The sequence below is a fragment of the Streptomyces sp. NPDC127100 genome (genome assembly GCF_042724095.1).
In the GTDB taxonomy this organism is placed as follows: domain Bacteria; phylum Actinomycetota; class Actinomycetes; order Streptomycetales; family Streptomycetaceae; genus Streptomyces.
The window spans coordinates 1-15,297 of sequence record NZ_JBHXFL010000009.1; the positions used below are offsets into that span (position 1 = coordinate 1).

Sequence of the window (15,297 nt, forward strand, 5' to 3'; positions counted from 1 at the left end):
CCCGGTACGCACGCTCGCCGCGTTGCCGGACCGCCCACGTGGCTCCGCCACGAGGGCGCTCCGGCGCCTTGCGATCGCACGCACCGGACGCCGCTTCTTCTCCCGCGCTCATTTGTCAGACACCCCCTAGGGCGCCCGGGCGAGCCGCCGGCACGTCACTCCTGGGCGAGCACCACGCTCGACTCGCCGGGCAGGCGCAGTACGCCGTCCTCGCCCGGTCCCTGCACCGGCTCCCAGGCCGCGAGCACGCGGGCGGGGCGGGGGCCCAGCGGGATCGCCGCCGGCACGGTGCCCAGGTTGACGGCCACCCGGATGTCCCCGCGGCGGAAGGCCAGCCAGCGCCCCTCGCGGTCGTGGGCCACCCTGGTGTCGGCGAGGTCGGGGTCGGTCAGGTCCGGCTGCTCGTGCCGCAGGGCGATCAGTCGGCGGTACCAGGCCAGCACGCGCGCGTGCGGCTCGCGTTCCGGCTCGGACCAGTCGAGGCAGGAGCGGTCCCGCGTCGCCGGGTCCTGCGGGTCGGGCACGTCCTCCTCCTTCCAGCCGTGCGCGGCGAACTCCCGCCGCCTGCCGCGCCGTACGGCCTCCGCGAGGTCCGGGTCGGTGTGGTCGGTGAAGAACTGCCACGGCGTGCCCGCCGCCCACTCCTCGCCCATGAACAGCATCGGCGTGAACGGCGCCGTCAGGGTCAGCGTGGCTGCGCAGGCCGCCAGGCCGGGGGAGACCAGGGACGCCAGCCGGTCCCCCCGGGCGCGGTTGCCGACCTGGTCGTGGGTCTGGCTGTAGCCGGTCAGCCGGTGCGCCCCCGTGCGCTGCCGGTCCAGCGGCCGGCCGTGGTGGCGGCCCCGGAAGCTGGAGTAGGTGCCGTCGTGGAAGTACCCCCGGGTCAGCGTCTTGGCCAGCGCCGCCAGCGGATCGCGCGCGAAGTCGGCGTAGTAGCCCTGCGACTCACCGGTCAGCGCGGTGTGCAGGGCGTGGTGGAAGTCGTCGTTCCACTGCGCGTGCACGCCCAGGCCGCCCTCCGCGCGCGGGGTGATGATCCGCGGGTCGTTCAGGTCGGACTCCGCGATCAGGAACAGCGGCCGGCCCAGGTCGGCGGCCAGGCCGTCGACGGCCGTCGACAGCTCCTCCAGGAAGTGGCACGCGCGCGTGTCGGCCAGGGCGTGCACCGCGTCCAGGCGCAGTCCGTCGATCCGGTAGTCGCGCAGCCACGCCAGGGCGCTCTCCACGAGATACGCCCGCACCTCGTCGGAGCCGGGCGCGTCCAGATTGATCGCGGCACCCCAGGGCGTGTGGTGGGTGTCCGTGAAGTACGGGCCGAAGGCGGGCAGATGGTTGCCGGACGGACCCAGGTGGTTGTGCACCACGTCCAGGACGACGCCCAGACCGAGTCCGTGCGCCCGGTCGACGAACCGCTTCAGCGCGTCGGGCCCGCCGTACGGCTCGTGCACCGCCCACAGCGACACGCCCTCGTATCCCCAGCCGTGCCGGCCGGGGAACGGGCACAGCGGCATCAACTCGACGTGGGTGACGCCCAGTTCCGCCAGGTGGTCCAGCCGCTCGGCGGCGGCGTCGAGAGTGCCCTCGCGCGTGTACGTGCCCACGTGCAGCTCGTACAGCACCGCGCCGGACAGCGGGCGTCCGGCCCACTCGGCGCGCCACGGCCCGCTCCCGTGGTCGACGACCGCGCTCAGCCCGTCCGGGCCGTCCGGCTGCCGTCGTGAACGCGGATCCGGCAGCACCGGCCCGTCGTCCAGCGCGAAGCCGTAGCGCGACCCCTCCCGGGCCTCGGCCCGGCCGCACCACCACCCCTGTCGCTCCGGATCGCGCTCCATCGCGCCCGTGACGCCGTCGCACGTCAGCGTCACGCGGTCGGCCTGCGGTGCCCACACCTCGAACTGCACGGACGGTTCCCCTTCGTCTGCTCACCGTGACGTAGCCCGTCCATGGTCCTGCAAAACCGATCGATCCGCCGGGGAACGTGCCTGTTCGCGGCGGGTGTCGTAAACCAGAGTCCGTGCCGGGGGCGTTTCCCGCTCTTCTGGACACCCACGGCCCGGCTGACCGACAATCACCTGCGTGACGTCGTCCTTCGAGTTCAACACATACCCCGCGCGGTTGTCCGACGCGGAGCGCGACAAGGCGCTGCAGGTGCTGCGGGACGGCGTCGCCCTGGGCCGCCTGTCGCACGACACCTTCGTGCGCCGCATGGAACTGGCGCTGGCCGCCCACCACTCGCACGAACTCGCCGCGCTCACCGCCGACCTGCCCACGGAGGGCAGGGCCTCGCGCCTGGTGTTCGGCGCCGTCGAGGCGGTCTCGGGCTTCGGCGTCCGGCTGCGCCGGGCCTGGCAGGCCGAGCGGCTGCCCAAGCTGCTGCTGCCGCACCCCGGCACCGGCCACCCGCTGCGCATAGGGCGCGACCCGGCGAGCGGGCTGCGCCTGACCCACGAGACGGTCTCCCGCGTGCACGCCGAACTCGTCCGCCAGGGCGGCCTGTGGGTGCTGCGCGACCTCGGCTCGACCAACGGAACCACGGTCAACGGACGGCGGGTCATCGGCGCGGCCGTGGTCCGCGAGGGCGATCAGATCGGCTTCGGCCAGATGGCGTTCCGCCTGGCCGTGAACTGACCCCGCGCACAGCTCTGGCCTGGGTTTCACGCCGCGTCGCCATGTCCGGGCATGGCCAAATCCTTTTGCCTTTGCTGGTGTTGACGTACCTCCGAAGTCGTGAAATGACTGTGCGTACACCGCGCACGTCAGGTGGACCGACGGCTCCCATCGTGGAGGTGTGCCCTGCCGCCTCTCCTGCGCTACCCGACCGTGGACGAGCTGGGCGCCCGGGCCGCCGCACTCGTCGCCCGCCATCCCAGCGCCGCACGGCTGCGCCGCGTCGGCACCTCCCGGGCGGGCACCCCCCTGCTGCTGCTCTCCGTCGGCCACGGCGCCCGTCAGGCCCTCGTCGTCGCCGGGCCGCACGCCAACGAGCCCGTGGGCGGCGCCACCGTGCTGCGGCTGGCCGAGCGGGCCCTGGCCGACCCGCGGCTCACCGAGGACGCCGACGCCACCTGGAACCTGCTGCTGTGCGCCGACCCCGACGGCTCGCGCCGCAACGAGGGCTGGCTTTCCGGTCCGTACACCCTCGGCCGCTACGCCCGGAACTTCTTCCGGCCCGGCTTCCTGGAACAGCCCGAGTGGCTGCCCGACGGCCCCGACCACGCCACGCTGCCGGAGACCCGCACCCTGCTCGCGCTCCAGGACGAACTGCGGCCCTTCCTGCACTGCTCCCTGCACGGCGTCGACGTCGGCGGCGGCTTCGCCGAACTGACCCACGACCTGCCCGGCCTCGCCCAGCGCATGGCCCGCACCGCGGCCCGCCTGGGCATCCCCCGCGAACTCGGCGCCTACGACACCCTGTACTGGCCGGGCCTCGGCCCCGCCCTCTACCGGATACCGCCGCCCCGCGCCGGCGACCTGACCCAGGCCATCACCGAGGCCGCCGTCGACTCGACCTGGTGCCACCCGAGGCGCTACGGCACGGTCACCGCGGTCGTCGAGGCACCCATGTGGGGGGTGGCGGCCGTCGAGGACGACTCGCCCCCGGCCGACCGGGACGCGGTGCTGCGCTCCGTGAGCCGGGTCCTGCGCCACGACACCCGGCGGCTGCACCGCCTCCTCGCCCGGCTCCGGCCGCACGCCGGTGCCGGCCCGGACGCGGCCCGCCTGCTCGCGCCGGTCGACGACTACCTGCTGGTCTGCCCCCGGCTCGCCGACGCCTGGGACCCCGACGCCGACGACGGCACGGGCCGCCCGCTGCCGCCGATGAGCACCGCCCACCTGGTCGCCGTGCGCCTCGCCGGCCGGCGCCTCGCCCTGCGCACCGCGGGCCTGCTGCACCAGCTGGTGACCCGCGGCGGGAAGGACCCGGCGGGCGTACTGCCGGAGCTGGACCGGCTCGTCGACGAGTGGTGCGCCGACTACCGCGACGGCTGCGGGGCGCGCTGGATACCGGTCGCACGCCAGGTGGAGTACCAGACCGGCGTGGTGCTCGCCGCGCTGGAACTGGCCGGGCGGCGCACCGCGGTCTCCCGTTCGGGTGAGCCGGGCTGGGGCTCCGAGCCCGCCGTGCCGATGCACCGGGAATGACCCACATCATCAAGGCCGCGGCGACCCGGACGGGCCTTCTCCTGACCGCCGTCCTCCTCGCCGCCGGCGCCGCCCCCGCCCGGGCGGCCGCGGCGCCCGAGCCCGCCGACGACTGGCTCCTGGTCACGGTCGCCCGGGGCGGGACGACCACCGACACCGCCCCCCGGGCCATGCTCCGGTGCGATCCGCCCCGGGGCCACGCCCGCGCGGCCGAGGCGTGCGCCGACCTGGAGACGGCGAACGGGGACCCGGGCCGCGTCCCGCCACGGGACACCCTCTGTCCGATGGTCTACGCACCGGTGACCGCGCACGCCGAGGGGCAGTGGCGCGGACGGGCCGTCGACTACACGCAGACCTTCCCCAACACCTGCGTCATGACGGCGCGGACGGGAGCGGTCTTCGCCCTGGACGGCATCCAGGGATGAGCCGGGGCGGGCGGGTGGTCCGGCGGCGCCGGCCGTCACTGCCGGTGCAGCCCGCGGCCCGCCAGGGCCAGGAACACCTCGCCGACCGCCTCCGACAGGGTGGGATGGGCGTGCACGTGCCGGGCCACGTCGGCGGGCTCGGCGTCCCAGCCGACGATCAACTGGCTCTCGGCGATCATCTCCGACACGTGCGGACCCACCAGGTGCACCCCGAGCACCCGCCCGCCCCCGGCCTCGGCGACGACCTTCACCATCCCGCCCTGCCCGTGCACCATCCCCTTGGCCACGGCCGTCAGCGGCATCAGGTCGACGGCCGGCTCGTACCCGCGCGCGCGTGCCTCCGCCTCGCTCAGCCCGACGGCGGCGGTCTGCGGCGCCGAGTACGTCACCCGGGGCACCGCCGCGTAGTCGACCGGCGCGGACGCCACGCCCGCCAGCGTCTCGGCCACCAGCAGGCCCTCGGCGAACGACGCGTGGGCCAGTCCGGGGGACGGCGGCGGCAGCAGGTCGCCCACGACGTGGACACCGGGCACGGCCGTCTCCAGCCGGTCCCAGTCCGCCGGTACGACGAAACCGCGCGCGTCGGTGCCGAGGCCCGCCGCACCCAGGCCGAGCCCGTCGGTGACCGGTGCCCGGCCGACGGCCACCAGCAGCCGCTCGGCCCCGATCACCAGGGTCTCGCCCCGGGCCGTGCGCACCCGCGCGCGGACGCCGTCGTCCAGCACCTCGGCGTCCAGCAGCCGCGCGCCCACCCGCACGTCGACGCCGCGCTTCTTCAGACCCCGCGTCAGATGACGGCTCACGTCCGCGTCCTCCAGCGGCACGATCCGGTCCGCGGCCTCCACCAGGGTGACCTCCGCGCCCATCGAACGGTGGAACGAGGCGTACTCGACGCCGATCGCGCCACCGCCCAGGACCAGGACGGACGCCGGCAGCCCGGGCGCGAAGAGCGCGTCGTCGCTCGTCACCACGCGCCGTCCGTCCGGGTCGAGCCCCGGGAGGGTGCGCGGGCGTGAGCCGGTCGCCAGCACGATCCCCCGGCGCGCGGTGAGGCCGGGGCCGTCGTCCACGCGTACCGAGCGCGGCCCCGTGAGCCGCGCGCTGCCCCGCACCACCGTCACGCCCGCGCGCGCGAGGTGCGCCTCCACACCCCGGTGGTTGCGGGCCACGATGTCGTCGCGGGTGGCGACCAGGGCCGGCCAGTCGACACCGTCCAGGCTCGCCTTCACCCCCCAGCGCTCACGCGCCTCGGCGATGCCGTCCACCAGTTCGGCGGCGTGCAGCATCGCCTTGCTCGGGATGCAGCCGCGGTGCAGGCACGTCCCGCCGACCTTGTCGCGCTCGACCAGGGCGACGTCGAGACCCAGGGCCGCGGCACGCAGCGCGGTGCCGTAACCGCCGGTGCCGCCGCCGATGACGATCACGTCGTGTGTGTTCATGCCCCCAGCGTCCGCCCGGGCCTTGTCATGAGTCCAAGGCAATGTTCTTGTGGGTCCGATGCAGGACGTTCATGGCAGTGCGCCGGCGGAATCCGGTGCCCGGGCGGGGGAGGAGCGGGGATGAGTCTGCGTCAGATGGAGTACTTCATGGCCGTCGTCGAAGAGGCGTCGTTCACCCGGGCGGCCGAGACCCTGCACGTCACGCAGTCCGCGCTCTCGCACCAGATCAAGGCCCTGGAGAGGTCGGTCGGCGGCGCCCTGCTGGAGCGCATGCCGCGCGGGGTGCGCCTGACGCCGATGGGCCGCGCCTTCCGGCCGCACGCCGAACTCGCCGTCCGCAGCGCCGCCCAGGCCCGCCGCGCGGCCCGCGCCGCCGCCGGGGCCGAGGGCGGGGAACTGCACGTGGCGGCCGTGCACTCGGTCGCCGTGGGCATCCTGCCCGGCGTCTTCGCCCGCTGGCGCGCCGCCCACCCCCGGGTCCTGCTGCACCTCCACGAGTACGCGACGACCGAGGCGCTGGAGGAGGAGGTCGAGCGCGGCACCGCGGACCTCGCCGTCGGCCCGGCGCCCCACGACTGGCCCGGCACGGTCGTCGCGGTCGGCGAGGAGGAGATCGTCCTGGTGGTGCCCTTCGACGACCGCTTCGCGGGCCGTACGACGGTGACGCTGCCGGAACTCGCGGACCGGCCCTGGGTGCGGTGCGCCATGGAACCCGTCGTCGAGGGCGAGCGCTTCCTCGACCTGGTGTGCGGACGGGCCGGGTTCCGGCCGCTCACCGCCGCCTTCACCGAGCACACGTCGACGGCCGTGCGGATGGCCGCCGCCGGCGTCGGGGTGTGCACGGCGCCCTCGTACATCGTGGGCGGGGCGGTCGGCGAGGACTGCGTGGTCCTCACGCCCGACCCGCCGTGGCGGCGGCCGATGACGGTCTTCGCCCGCGTGCCCCCGACCGGCGCCGCCGAGGCGTTCGTCGACCTGCTGCGCACGACCTGGCCGGCCCCGGGCCCACCGGCCGCCCCCACACGACCGGCCGGGACCTGCGACGCCGTCGGAGCGGCGGCGGGGTGAGGAGGGGCGGCGCCCTCCGGCCCGTGGCGTCCCGGGCGGCGGCCGTCGCGTCGGGGCGGGGTCAGCCGGTCTCCGTCGTCCCCGCCCGCTCCAGCAGCGCCACCGGCAGGTCCGCGAACAGGTCCTCCACGCGCGCGTGGCCCTCGAACTCCCGGCCCGGGACCAGCGCGTCGGTCCAGCGGCCCGGCGGCAGCGCGAGTGTCGTCCCGCGCCAGCCGCCCGACTCGGCCAGTCGCAGGGACAGCCGGGTCACCGCCGTCAGCACCTGGCCGGAGCGGACGAACGCCACGCAGTGCGCCGCCGCGGGACCGTCGGCGGGCAGGGCCTCGTACGTCGCCGTGCCGCCGAAGGCGCCGGGCCGCCGTGCCCGCAGCGCAAGCGCCGCCCGGGTCACCGCGTCCTTGTCCCCGGCGCCGGCCGGCGGGAACTCCACGGGACGCCGGTTGTCGGGGTCCACCAGCGCCCGGTACTCGTTCTCGGTGCCCTGGTAGAGGTCCGGCACGCCCGGCATCGTGAGGTGCGTCAGGGCGGTGCCGAGGACGTTGGCGCGGATGTGGGGCTCCAGACCGGCCCGGAAGGCGGCCACCCGTTCACCGGGGGCGCCGCACGGCCCGGCCGCCACGAACCGGGCCACCGCCTCCTCGTAGGCCGGCTCCTGCTCGGTCCAGCTGGTGTGCGTCCCCGCCTCGCGCACGTGCTTCAGCAGCGCCTGCCCCACGCGCTCCCCGTCCGCCGGCCCCAGGCCGAACACCGTCTGCCAGGCCGCCCACGCCAGCTGGCCGTCCGGCGCCCCCTCGACGGCGCCGCCGACCTCGGCCAGGACGTCCGCCCAGCGCTCCGGGCACTCGGTGAGCACCGCCAGCGCGGCGCGCACGTCGGCGCTGCGCTTGGTGTCGTGGGTCGACACGACCGTGCCGGTCGTCGGCCAGTCGCGCTGCACGCGCGCGCAGAACGCGTGGAACTGCTCCGGCGACAGCGCCGGAGCGCCCGGGTTCCCGCCCACCTCGGTCGCCGACAGCAGCGGCACGTAGCGGTAGAACGCCGTGTCCTCGACCGACTTGGCGCGCAGCGCCGACGCCGTCTGGGCGAACCGCGTCCGGAACTCCACGTGGTCCGGCCCGTCACCGAACCGGCCCAGCACCAGGTCCCGCACCACGTCCACCGCACCGGCCTCCTCCGGCACCGCGAACGCGCGCCGCGCCTCGGCCGCCGCCTCCTCGGTGACCACCGACGCCGCGTCCTGCGGCGTGTACGGCCGGTACACCTCCAGCCGGACCAGCAGCTCCCGCAGGGCCGCCCGCAGCGCCCACGGCGCCCGGTCGCGCAGCGCGGCGTGCGGCGAGGCGACGCAGAGACGGTGCGCCACCCGGGTCAGCCGGTCCGTCTCCGCCGCCAGCTCGTGCGAGAGCACCTGGTACGCCGCCCGCCGCACCGTCGCCGCCCAGTCCCCGCCCCGGTCCGGCTGCGGGGTGGCGAACCCGCGGTACGGGCCAAGGAGTTCGCCGTACCCCGCCGGGTCGACGAAGAGCCCGTCGATGTGCCGCAGGGCGTCGTAGCCGGTCGTGCCGGCGACCGGCCAGGAGGCGGGCAGCCGCTCACCGTCCGCCAGGATCTTCTCCACGACCGTCCACCGGCCGCCGCTGGCCTCGTGCAGCCGCCGCAGGTAGGCGCCGGGGTCGGCGAGGCCGTCGGGGTGGTCGACGCGCAGCCCGTCGATCACGCCCTCGCGCAGCAGCCGCAGGACCGTGGCGTGCGTGGCCTCGAACACCTCCGGGTCCTCCACCCGCACCCCGATCAGCTCGGAGATGCTGAAGAAGCGCCGGTAGTTCAGCTCGGTGCGGGCCAGCCGCCACCACACCGGCCGGTACCACTGCGCGTCCAGCAGCTGCGGCAGCGGCAGGTCACCGGTGCCCTCCCGGAGGGGGAAGGCGTGGTCGTGGTAGCGCAGCACGTCGCCGTCGACCCGCAGGTCGTCCAGCACCTCGCCGACCGGTGCGCCGAGCACGGGAAGCAGCACCTGACCGCCCTGCGCCTCCCAGTCGATGTCGAACCACCGCGCGTACGGCGACTTCGGACCCTCCCGCAGCACGTCCCACAGGGCGCGGTTGTGACGGGGCGACATCGCCATGTGGTTCGGCACGATGTCCACCACCAGCCCGAGACCGTGCTCCCGCGCGGTGCGCGCCAGGGCCCGCAGTCCCTCCTCCCCGCCCAGTTCCCCGCGCACCCGCTCGGGGTCCACCACGTCGTAGCCGTGCGGCGAGCCCGGGACCGCCTCCAGGACGGGGGACAGGTGCAGATGGGTGACGCCGAGCGAGGCCAGGTACGGCACGGCCGCCGCCGCGGCCGCGAACGGGAACCCCGGCTGGAGCTGCAGCCGGTACGTGGCACGGGGAGCCGGAGAGGTGGACGGGGCCGGGACGGACGTGGGCACCGGGTCGGGTCGCTCAGGTGTCATGGAAAGCTACGTACCCGTCTCGTCGCCTTTCGTGTCATCGGCCGGGCCCGGCCGGCGCACGGGCGTACCGGTCCTCAGTCCTCCCGGCGGGAACCGGCCGGCCCGCTCGGGCGGACGGCGTTCTCGATGTGGGCGAGTTGGGCGGCGAGGATCTCCTCGAACGCGGCGCGGCGGTCCGCGCCGAGGGGGCGGACGTCGCGGGCGAAGTGGGCCAGCGCCGGGAAGCGCTCGGGGTCGGCGCCGAGGACCGCCGTCCGGAACTGCTCCATGCCCTGTTCGTGCTCTTCCGGTGTGACCGCGCCGGCGCCGGCCTCCGCGGCGATCAGCGCGGCGATGATGACCGCGATCCGGTGGTAGCGCACCGGGATCTCCTCCTCGGGCAGTCCCGCCGCGCGCAGCGCCTGCAGCACCTCTTCCATGACCAGCCGGGAGCCGGTGCCGCCCGACGCGTAACGACCCCAGACCACGGCGAGCTGGGGCTGCCGGCCGAAGGCCTCCCGTACGCGCAGGGCCAGGGCGGTGATGCGCTGCTTCCAGTCGCCCTCGGGCCGGTAGCCGTCCATGGCGGCCGCGAGGATCCGGTCGGCGACGGCGCGCAGCAGCTCGGTCTTGTTGCGGAAGTGGCGGTAGAGGCTCGAGGAGTCGGTCCCGAGCGTCGCGGCCAGCTTGCGCACGCTGAACGACTCGGCGTCGCCCGTGCGCAGCAGCTCCTCCGTCGCATCCAGGATCTCCTCGGTCGACCAGCGCCTTCGGCCTGCCATCCCACTCCTCTCGAAGGGGCTCAGTCTAACGGGTGCACTTGGTGTTGCACGCACCGCGTGCATAATGAGTGCACGAGCCTGCCGAGCGGCCCCGCCGCCGACGGGCCGATGCCTCACTCGTGCCCGAAAGGACTTATGCCGTGCGGAAGTTACTGGATTCCGCGGCCCTGGCCGCGGCCCTCGAGAACGTCCACCTCGCCGGGATGCCGGGCCTGTTCGCCGAGGTGCGGGACGGCGACCAGGTCTGGCGCGGAGCCGCCGGGGTCGCCGAGGTCGCCACCGGCCGTCCCGTCACCGCCGGCATGCGGCACCGTGTCGGCAGCATCACCAAGACCTTCACCGCCGCGGCGGTGCTGCAGCAGGTCGAGAGCGGCCGGATCGGCCTCGACACACCGATCGGCCGGTACCTCCCGGAGCTGGTTCCCGGGGAGCGCGGTGAAGCCGTCACGGTCAGGATGCTGATCAACCACACCAGCGGACTCGCCGAGTACCTGCCCCACGCCTACCCCTCCCTCAAGGCGTTCCCCGCACTCGCGGACACCCGGCCGCAGAGCCTGGACGACCACCGGCTCACGCGGTTCGACCCCGTCGCACTGATCGGCATGGGGGTCGCCGCACCCGCCGTCGGCACCCCGGGCGGCACTCCCGGGGTGTACTCCAACACCAACTACCTGCTCCTCGCCCAGCTCCTGGAGCGAGTGACCGGCACCACGGCCGAGCGGTACATCACCCGGAACGTCATCGAGCGCGCCGGGCTCCGGGACACCGAGCTCCCGGCGGGCCCGCACATCGACGGGCCGCACGCGCGGCTGTACGAGGCGTGGTTCGGCATGATCGACCCGCCGCGCGACTACAGCGTCTTCGACATGTCGTGGGTGGGCCCGGCGGGCTCGCTGATATCGACCGTCTCGGACCTCAACCGCTTCTACGGCCTGCTGCTGGCCGGGAAGATCGTCGGCCCGGCGTCGCTGGCGCAGATGCGACGCACCGTCCCGGTCGTCTCCCAGGAGGGAAGGACGATCGACTACGGCCTCGGCCTGCACCCGATGCCGGGCCCCGGCGGGGCCACGTACTGGGGCCACGGCGGCACGGTCTGGGGCGCCGGAGCGCTGGCCATGATCCGTGCCGACGGAGAGCGGCAGCTGGCGGTCGCGGTGAACATGCAGAGGTGGAACAGGCTCGGCCCCTCCGGCGAACCGCGGCCCCATCCCATCGACGCCGCGCTCGCGACCCTGTACCGCGTGGCGATGTACGACTGAGCGGACCGGGGCCGGCCCCGTCCTAGACCGGCCGCCGCAGTACCGTCAGGCTCCGGTCCACCAGCGTCAGCCGGTCCCCGGCCTGCACCTTCGTCCCCGTACCGGCCGGGACGCCGTCGGTCAGGGCGGTGTCGACCACCACCTCCCACTGCCGGCCGTGGTCGACGGGCACCACGAAGTCCAGGGACTTCGGCGACGCGTTGAACATCAGCAGGAACGAGTCGTCGGAGATGCGCTCGCCCCGCGCGCTCGGCTCGGAGATCGCGTTGCCGTTGAGGAACACCGTCAGGGCCGACGCCTGCGCCGAGTTCCAGTCCCGCTGGGTCATCTCCGTGCCCTCCGGCGTGAACCAGGCGATGTCCGACAGCTCGTCGTGGGTGCCCTCCACGGGCCGGCCGTGGAAGAAGCGCCGCCTGCGGAAGACCGGGTGGTCCCTGCGGAGCCACACCATGGCGCGCGTGAAGTCCAGCAGCCCGGTGTCGGCGTCCTCGCCCTCGGGCCAGGACACCCACGACAGCTCGTTGTCCTGGCAGTAGGCGTTGTTGTTGCCCCGCTGGGTGCGGGCGAACTCGTCACCGTGACTGATCATCGGCACGCCCTGGGACAGCAGCAGCGTGGCGGTGAAGTTCCGCATCTGCCGGGCCCGCAGCTCCCGCACCGCCGGGTCGTCGGTGTCGCCCTCGGCGCCACAGTTCCAGGAGCGGTTGTGGCTCTCGCCGTCCCGGTTGTCCTCGCCGTTGGCCTCGTTGTGCTTGTCGTTGTAGGAGACCAGGTCGTGCAGCGTGAACCCGTCGTGGCAGGTCACGAAGTTGATGGAGGCCAGCGGGCGGCGCCCGTCGTCCTGGTACAGATCGGACGAGCCGGTCAGCCGGGAGGCGAACTCCGCCAGGGTGCGCTGCTCGCCGCGCCACAGGTCCCGCACCGTGTCCCGGTACTTGCCGTTCCACTCGGTCCACAGCGGCGGGAAGTTGCCCACCTGGTAACCGCCCTCGCCCACGTCCCACGGCTCGGCGATCAGCTTCACCTGCGAGACCACCGGGTCCTGCTGCACCAGGTCGAAGAACGACGACAGCCGGTCCACCTCGTGGAACTGCCGTGCCAGGGTCGCCGCGAGGTCGAAGCGGAAGCCGTCGACATGCATCTCGGTGACCCAGTAGCGCAGCGAGTCCATGATCATCTGCAGGACGTGCGGGGACCGCATGAGCAGCGAGTTCCCGGTGCCGGTGGTGTCCATGTAGTACCGGGGGTCGTCGGTCAGCCGGTAGTAGGACGGGTTGTCGATGCCCTTGAAGGACAGCGTCGGGCCCAGGTGGTTGCCCTCGGCGGTGTGGTTGTAGACCACGTCGAGGATGACCTCGATGCCCGCCTCGTGCAGCGCCTTCACCGCCGACTTGAACTCCAGCACCTGCTGGCCGCGGTCACCCCAGGAGGCGTACGCGTTGTGCGGGGCGAAGAAGCCGATCGTGTTGTAGCCCCAGTAGTTGTTCAGGCCCATGTCGACCAGGCGGTGGTCGTTCACGAACTGGTGCACCGGCATCAGTTCGAGCGCCGTCACCCCCAGCTCGGTCAGGTGCTCGATGACCGCCGGATGGGCGAGGGCCGCATAGGTGCCGCGCAGTTCCTCGGGGAGCCCGGGGTGCCGCATGGTCAGGCCCTTCACGTGGGCCTCGTAGATGACGGTGTGGTGGTACTCCGTACGGGGGCGCCGGTCGTCGCCCCAGTCGAAGTACGGGTTGACCACGACGGACGACATCATGTGCGGGGCCGAGTCGAGGTCGTTGCGCCGGCCGGGGTCGTCGAAGTGGTAGCCGTACACCTCCTCGCCCCACTGGACCGAGCCGCTGATCGCACGCGCGTACGGGTCGAGGAGCAGTTTCGCGGAGTTGCAGAGCAGCCCGCGCTCCGGCGCGTACGGACCGTGCACGCGGTACCCGTACCGCTGTCCCGGCATCACGCCGGGCACGTACGCGTGCCGGACGAACGCGTCGCTCTCCCGCAGTTCCACCGCCGTCTCCGAGCCGTCGTCGTGCAGCAGACACAGCTCTACTCGGTCCGCGGCCTCCGTGAAGACCGCGAAATTGGTGCCGGCGCCGTCGTACGTGGCACCGAGCGGATATGCCTCTCCAGGCCAGACCTGCATGGACACGACTCTTTCAGGTGTGCGGCGCCGGTGCGGACGCCTGGGCTCCGAGTCTCCCCGAAAGTGAGGCGACCACCTAGCACTCACGTGCCTCCTACCCACCGCGCGCCGATCCGTTCCGGGTGAGTTGCGGGCCGGGCCGGCCGCGTCGTACGGCGTCACCCCTATGAATCCGGTCACCCGCCCGGGCCGGACGCCCGGAACGGGCCCGTGGATCAGGGCCGTTGGGAAAACCGGCCCGCCCATCCGGCTGCACCGCGCACCGCTCGCGGAGTACCCTTCCTTGATCGTTGGACAGGGTCTGACCGGGAGTGCTCCCAGGGAGCGGAAGGCGGTGCGCGGGTGGGCTCGGGAGGGCTGGAGCTGCCCCCTGGTGACGAGGGTCACGAGGGGAGCTCCCCGGACGTCCCGCCCGGTGCGGTGTCCCTGGCGCGGCCCATGAACGCGGGTGCGATCGGTCCGGAACTGGTCTGGGACGCCGACGCCTGGCACGAGGTGCGCACGCGCGCACAGCGGGCCGGCCGGGCGTACATCTGGCTCAACCTCGTGGAACAGCGGCTGCGCGCGGTCGTCGCCGCCGTCCTGCGGCCGGTCTACGAACCCGTCCACGGCGACGACTGGGTGGTCGCCGCGGCCGGACCCGCCGGGCAGGAGTGGGTGCAGCGCGCGGTCGCCGTCCGCGAGGTCAGCCGCCGCAAGGGCTACCTCCTCGACCCGGCCGACGACAACGTCCTCAGCTTCCTCACGCTGCCCCAGCTGCGCGAGCTCATGGTCCAGCACTGGCCCTGTTTCGCGCCCTACGTCGACGAGCGCCGGGACGTGGAACTGGCCCTGGACGAGCTGGAGGTCACCCGCAACGTCGTCTCCCGCAACCGGGCGCTGTCCGAGGCGGTCCTGAGCCAGGCCGAACGGGCCTCGGCGCGGCTGCTGGAGGTCCTCGGCGCGGGCAGTGACCTGCCGTCCACGCGCCGGCTCCCGGTCGACGCGGTGGAGGACCTGGTCGGCGACCGGTACGCCGACGTGGTCGCCGTGCACCCGGACCGGGTCCGGCTGCTGCGCCAGTTCCCGGCGGAGGACATCTTCGGCAGCGCCCGCCGCGTGGACGCGCTCGGCATCGGCCTCAACCTGCTCGTGCAGAACTTCTCCGGCCGCCGTCTGCTCCGGCTGGCCGAGTCCGGCGGCCGGGTGCGGCTGCTGTTCCTGAACCCCGCCTCCAGCGCGATCAAACGCCGCGAGCGCGAACTGGGCATCAAGCGCGGCGAGCTGAGCCGCGCCGTCGAGACGAACATCCTGCACATGCGCCGGGTGCGCTCCCGGCTGCGGGACCCGGGGGCCTTCGAGATCCAGGTCTTCGACGAGACCCCCCGCTTCACCGCCTACCTCGTCGACGGGGACGGCGCCGACGGCATCGCGGTCGTGCAGTCCTACCTGCGCCGGACGCGGGGGATGGAGGCGCCGGTGCTCGTCCTGCGCAACGGGCGCAACGGCGGCAAGGTGGTGAAGTCGGACCAGGTGGACGAAGGCGGACTTTTCCCCACCTATCGCGAGGAGTTCGAGCTGATGTGGGCGGATTCGCGACCGGTGTCCTGAGCCCCGGAGCCCGG

Annotated in this window: 11 protein-coding genes; 6 read left to right on the forward strand and 5 right to left on the reverse strand. The window is 74.0% G+C overall.

Annotation, left to right across the window (positions count from 1 at the left end; all coding sequences use genetic code 11):
- Positions 1 to 155: 155 nt before the first annotated feature.
- On the reverse strand, positions 156 to 1,901 hold the full coding sequence (gene treZ / locus ACFWJB_RS11955) for a malto-oligosyltrehalose trehalohydrolase (RefSeq protein WP_386921918.1): 1,746 nt from the start codon (positions 1,899 to 1,901) through the stop codon (positions 156 to 158).
- Between the two features lie 175 nt (positions 1,902 to 2,076).
- Here treZ and ACFWJB_RS11960 point away from each other — a divergent pair, with 175 nt between their 5' ends.
- From ACFWJB_RS11960 to ACFWJB_RS11970, 3 genes are all read left to right on the forward strand, one after another.
- Positions 2,077 to 2,628 (forward strand): FHA domain-containing protein, encoded by a 552-nt coding sequence (locus ACFWJB_RS11960; protein ID WP_385464087.1) that lies wholly within the window; start codon positions 2,077 to 2,079, stop codon positions 2,626 to 2,628.
- Positions 2,629 to 2,820: 192 nt separating this feature from the next.
- Complete coding sequence (locus tag ACFWJB_RS11965; RefSeq protein ID WP_386921920.1) at positions 2,821 to 4,143, forward strand: M14 family zinc carboxypeptidase; 1,323 nt, start codon at positions 2,821 to 2,823, stop codon at positions 4,141 to 4,143.
- Positions 4,140 to 4,568: an SSI family serine proteinase inhibitor gene (locus ACFWJB_RS11970; protein WP_385464093.1), complete on the forward strand. Its 429-nt coding sequence runs from the start codon at positions 4,140 to 4,142 to the stop codon at positions 4,566 to 4,568. The genes ACFWJB_RS11965 and ACFWJB_RS11970 overlap by 4 nt, the downstream gene beginning before the upstream one ends.
- A 35-nt stretch (positions 4,569 to 4,603) precedes the next feature.
- On the opposite strand, the gene lpdA is transcribed toward ACFWJB_RS11970, so the two are convergent.
- Positions 4,604 to 6,007, reverse strand: a complete 1,404-nt coding sequence (gene lpdA, locus ACFWJB_RS11975; protein ID WP_385464096.1) for a dihydrolipoyl dehydrogenase — start codon at positions 6,005 to 6,007, stop codon at positions 4,604 to 4,606.
- 120 nt (positions 6,008 to 6,127) lie between these two features.
- On the opposite strand from lpdA, the gene ACFWJB_RS11980 reads away from it, so the two are divergent.
- On the forward strand, positions 6,128 to 7,075 hold the full coding sequence (locus ACFWJB_RS11980; RefSeq protein ID WP_385464099.1) for a LysR family transcriptional regulator: 948 nt from the start codon (positions 6,128 to 6,130) through the stop codon (positions 7,073 to 7,075).
- A gap of 61 nt (positions 7,076 to 7,136) precedes the next feature.
- Here the strand turns inward: ACFWJB_RS11980 and treY are convergent, their stop codons facing one another.
- Together treY and ACFWJB_RS11990 are read right to left on the reverse strand one after the other, a co-directional pair.
- Positions 7,137 to 9,533 (reverse strand): malto-oligosyltrehalose synthase, encoded by a 2,397-nt coding sequence (treY, locus tag ACFWJB_RS11985; protein ID WP_385464102.1) that lies wholly within the window; start codon positions 9,531 to 9,533, stop codon positions 7,137 to 7,139.
- A gap of 74 nt (positions 9,534 to 9,607) precedes the next feature.
- A complete protein-coding gene (locus ACFWJB_RS11990; RefSeq protein WP_385464105.1) occupies positions 9,608 to 10,294 on the reverse strand; it encodes a TetR/AcrR family transcriptional regulator in 687 nt (228 codons plus the stop codon).
- 140 nt (positions 10,295 to 10,434) lie between these two features.
- Here ACFWJB_RS11990 and ACFWJB_RS11995 point away from each other — a divergent pair, with 140 nt between their 5' ends.
- On the forward strand, positions 10,435 to 11,553 hold the full coding sequence (locus ACFWJB_RS11995) for a serine hydrolase domain-containing protein (RefSeq protein WP_385464108.1): 1,119 nt from the start codon (positions 10,435 to 10,437) through the stop codon (positions 11,551 to 11,553).
- Between the two features lie 22 nt (positions 11,554 to 11,575).
- Here the strand turns inward: ACFWJB_RS11995 and glgX are convergent, their stop codons facing one another.
- Positions 11,576 to 13,693 carry a glycogen debranching protein GlgX gene (glgX, locus tag ACFWJB_RS12000; RefSeq protein WP_385464111.1) on the reverse strand — a complete coding sequence of 706 codons (2,118 nt, stop codon included), beginning with the start codon at positions 13,691 to 13,693 and terminating at the stop codon, positions 11,576 to 11,578.
- A gap of 342 nt (positions 13,694 to 14,035) precedes the next feature.
- On the opposite strand from glgX, the gene ACFWJB_RS12005 reads away from it, so the two are divergent.
- Positions 14,036 to 15,283: an SAV2148 family HEPN domain-containing protein gene (locus ACFWJB_RS12005; protein WP_385464114.1), complete on the forward strand. Its 1,248-nt coding sequence runs from the start codon at positions 14,036 to 14,038 to the stop codon at positions 15,281 to 15,283.
- The last annotated feature ends 14 nt before the right edge of the window (positions 15,284 to 15,297 follow it).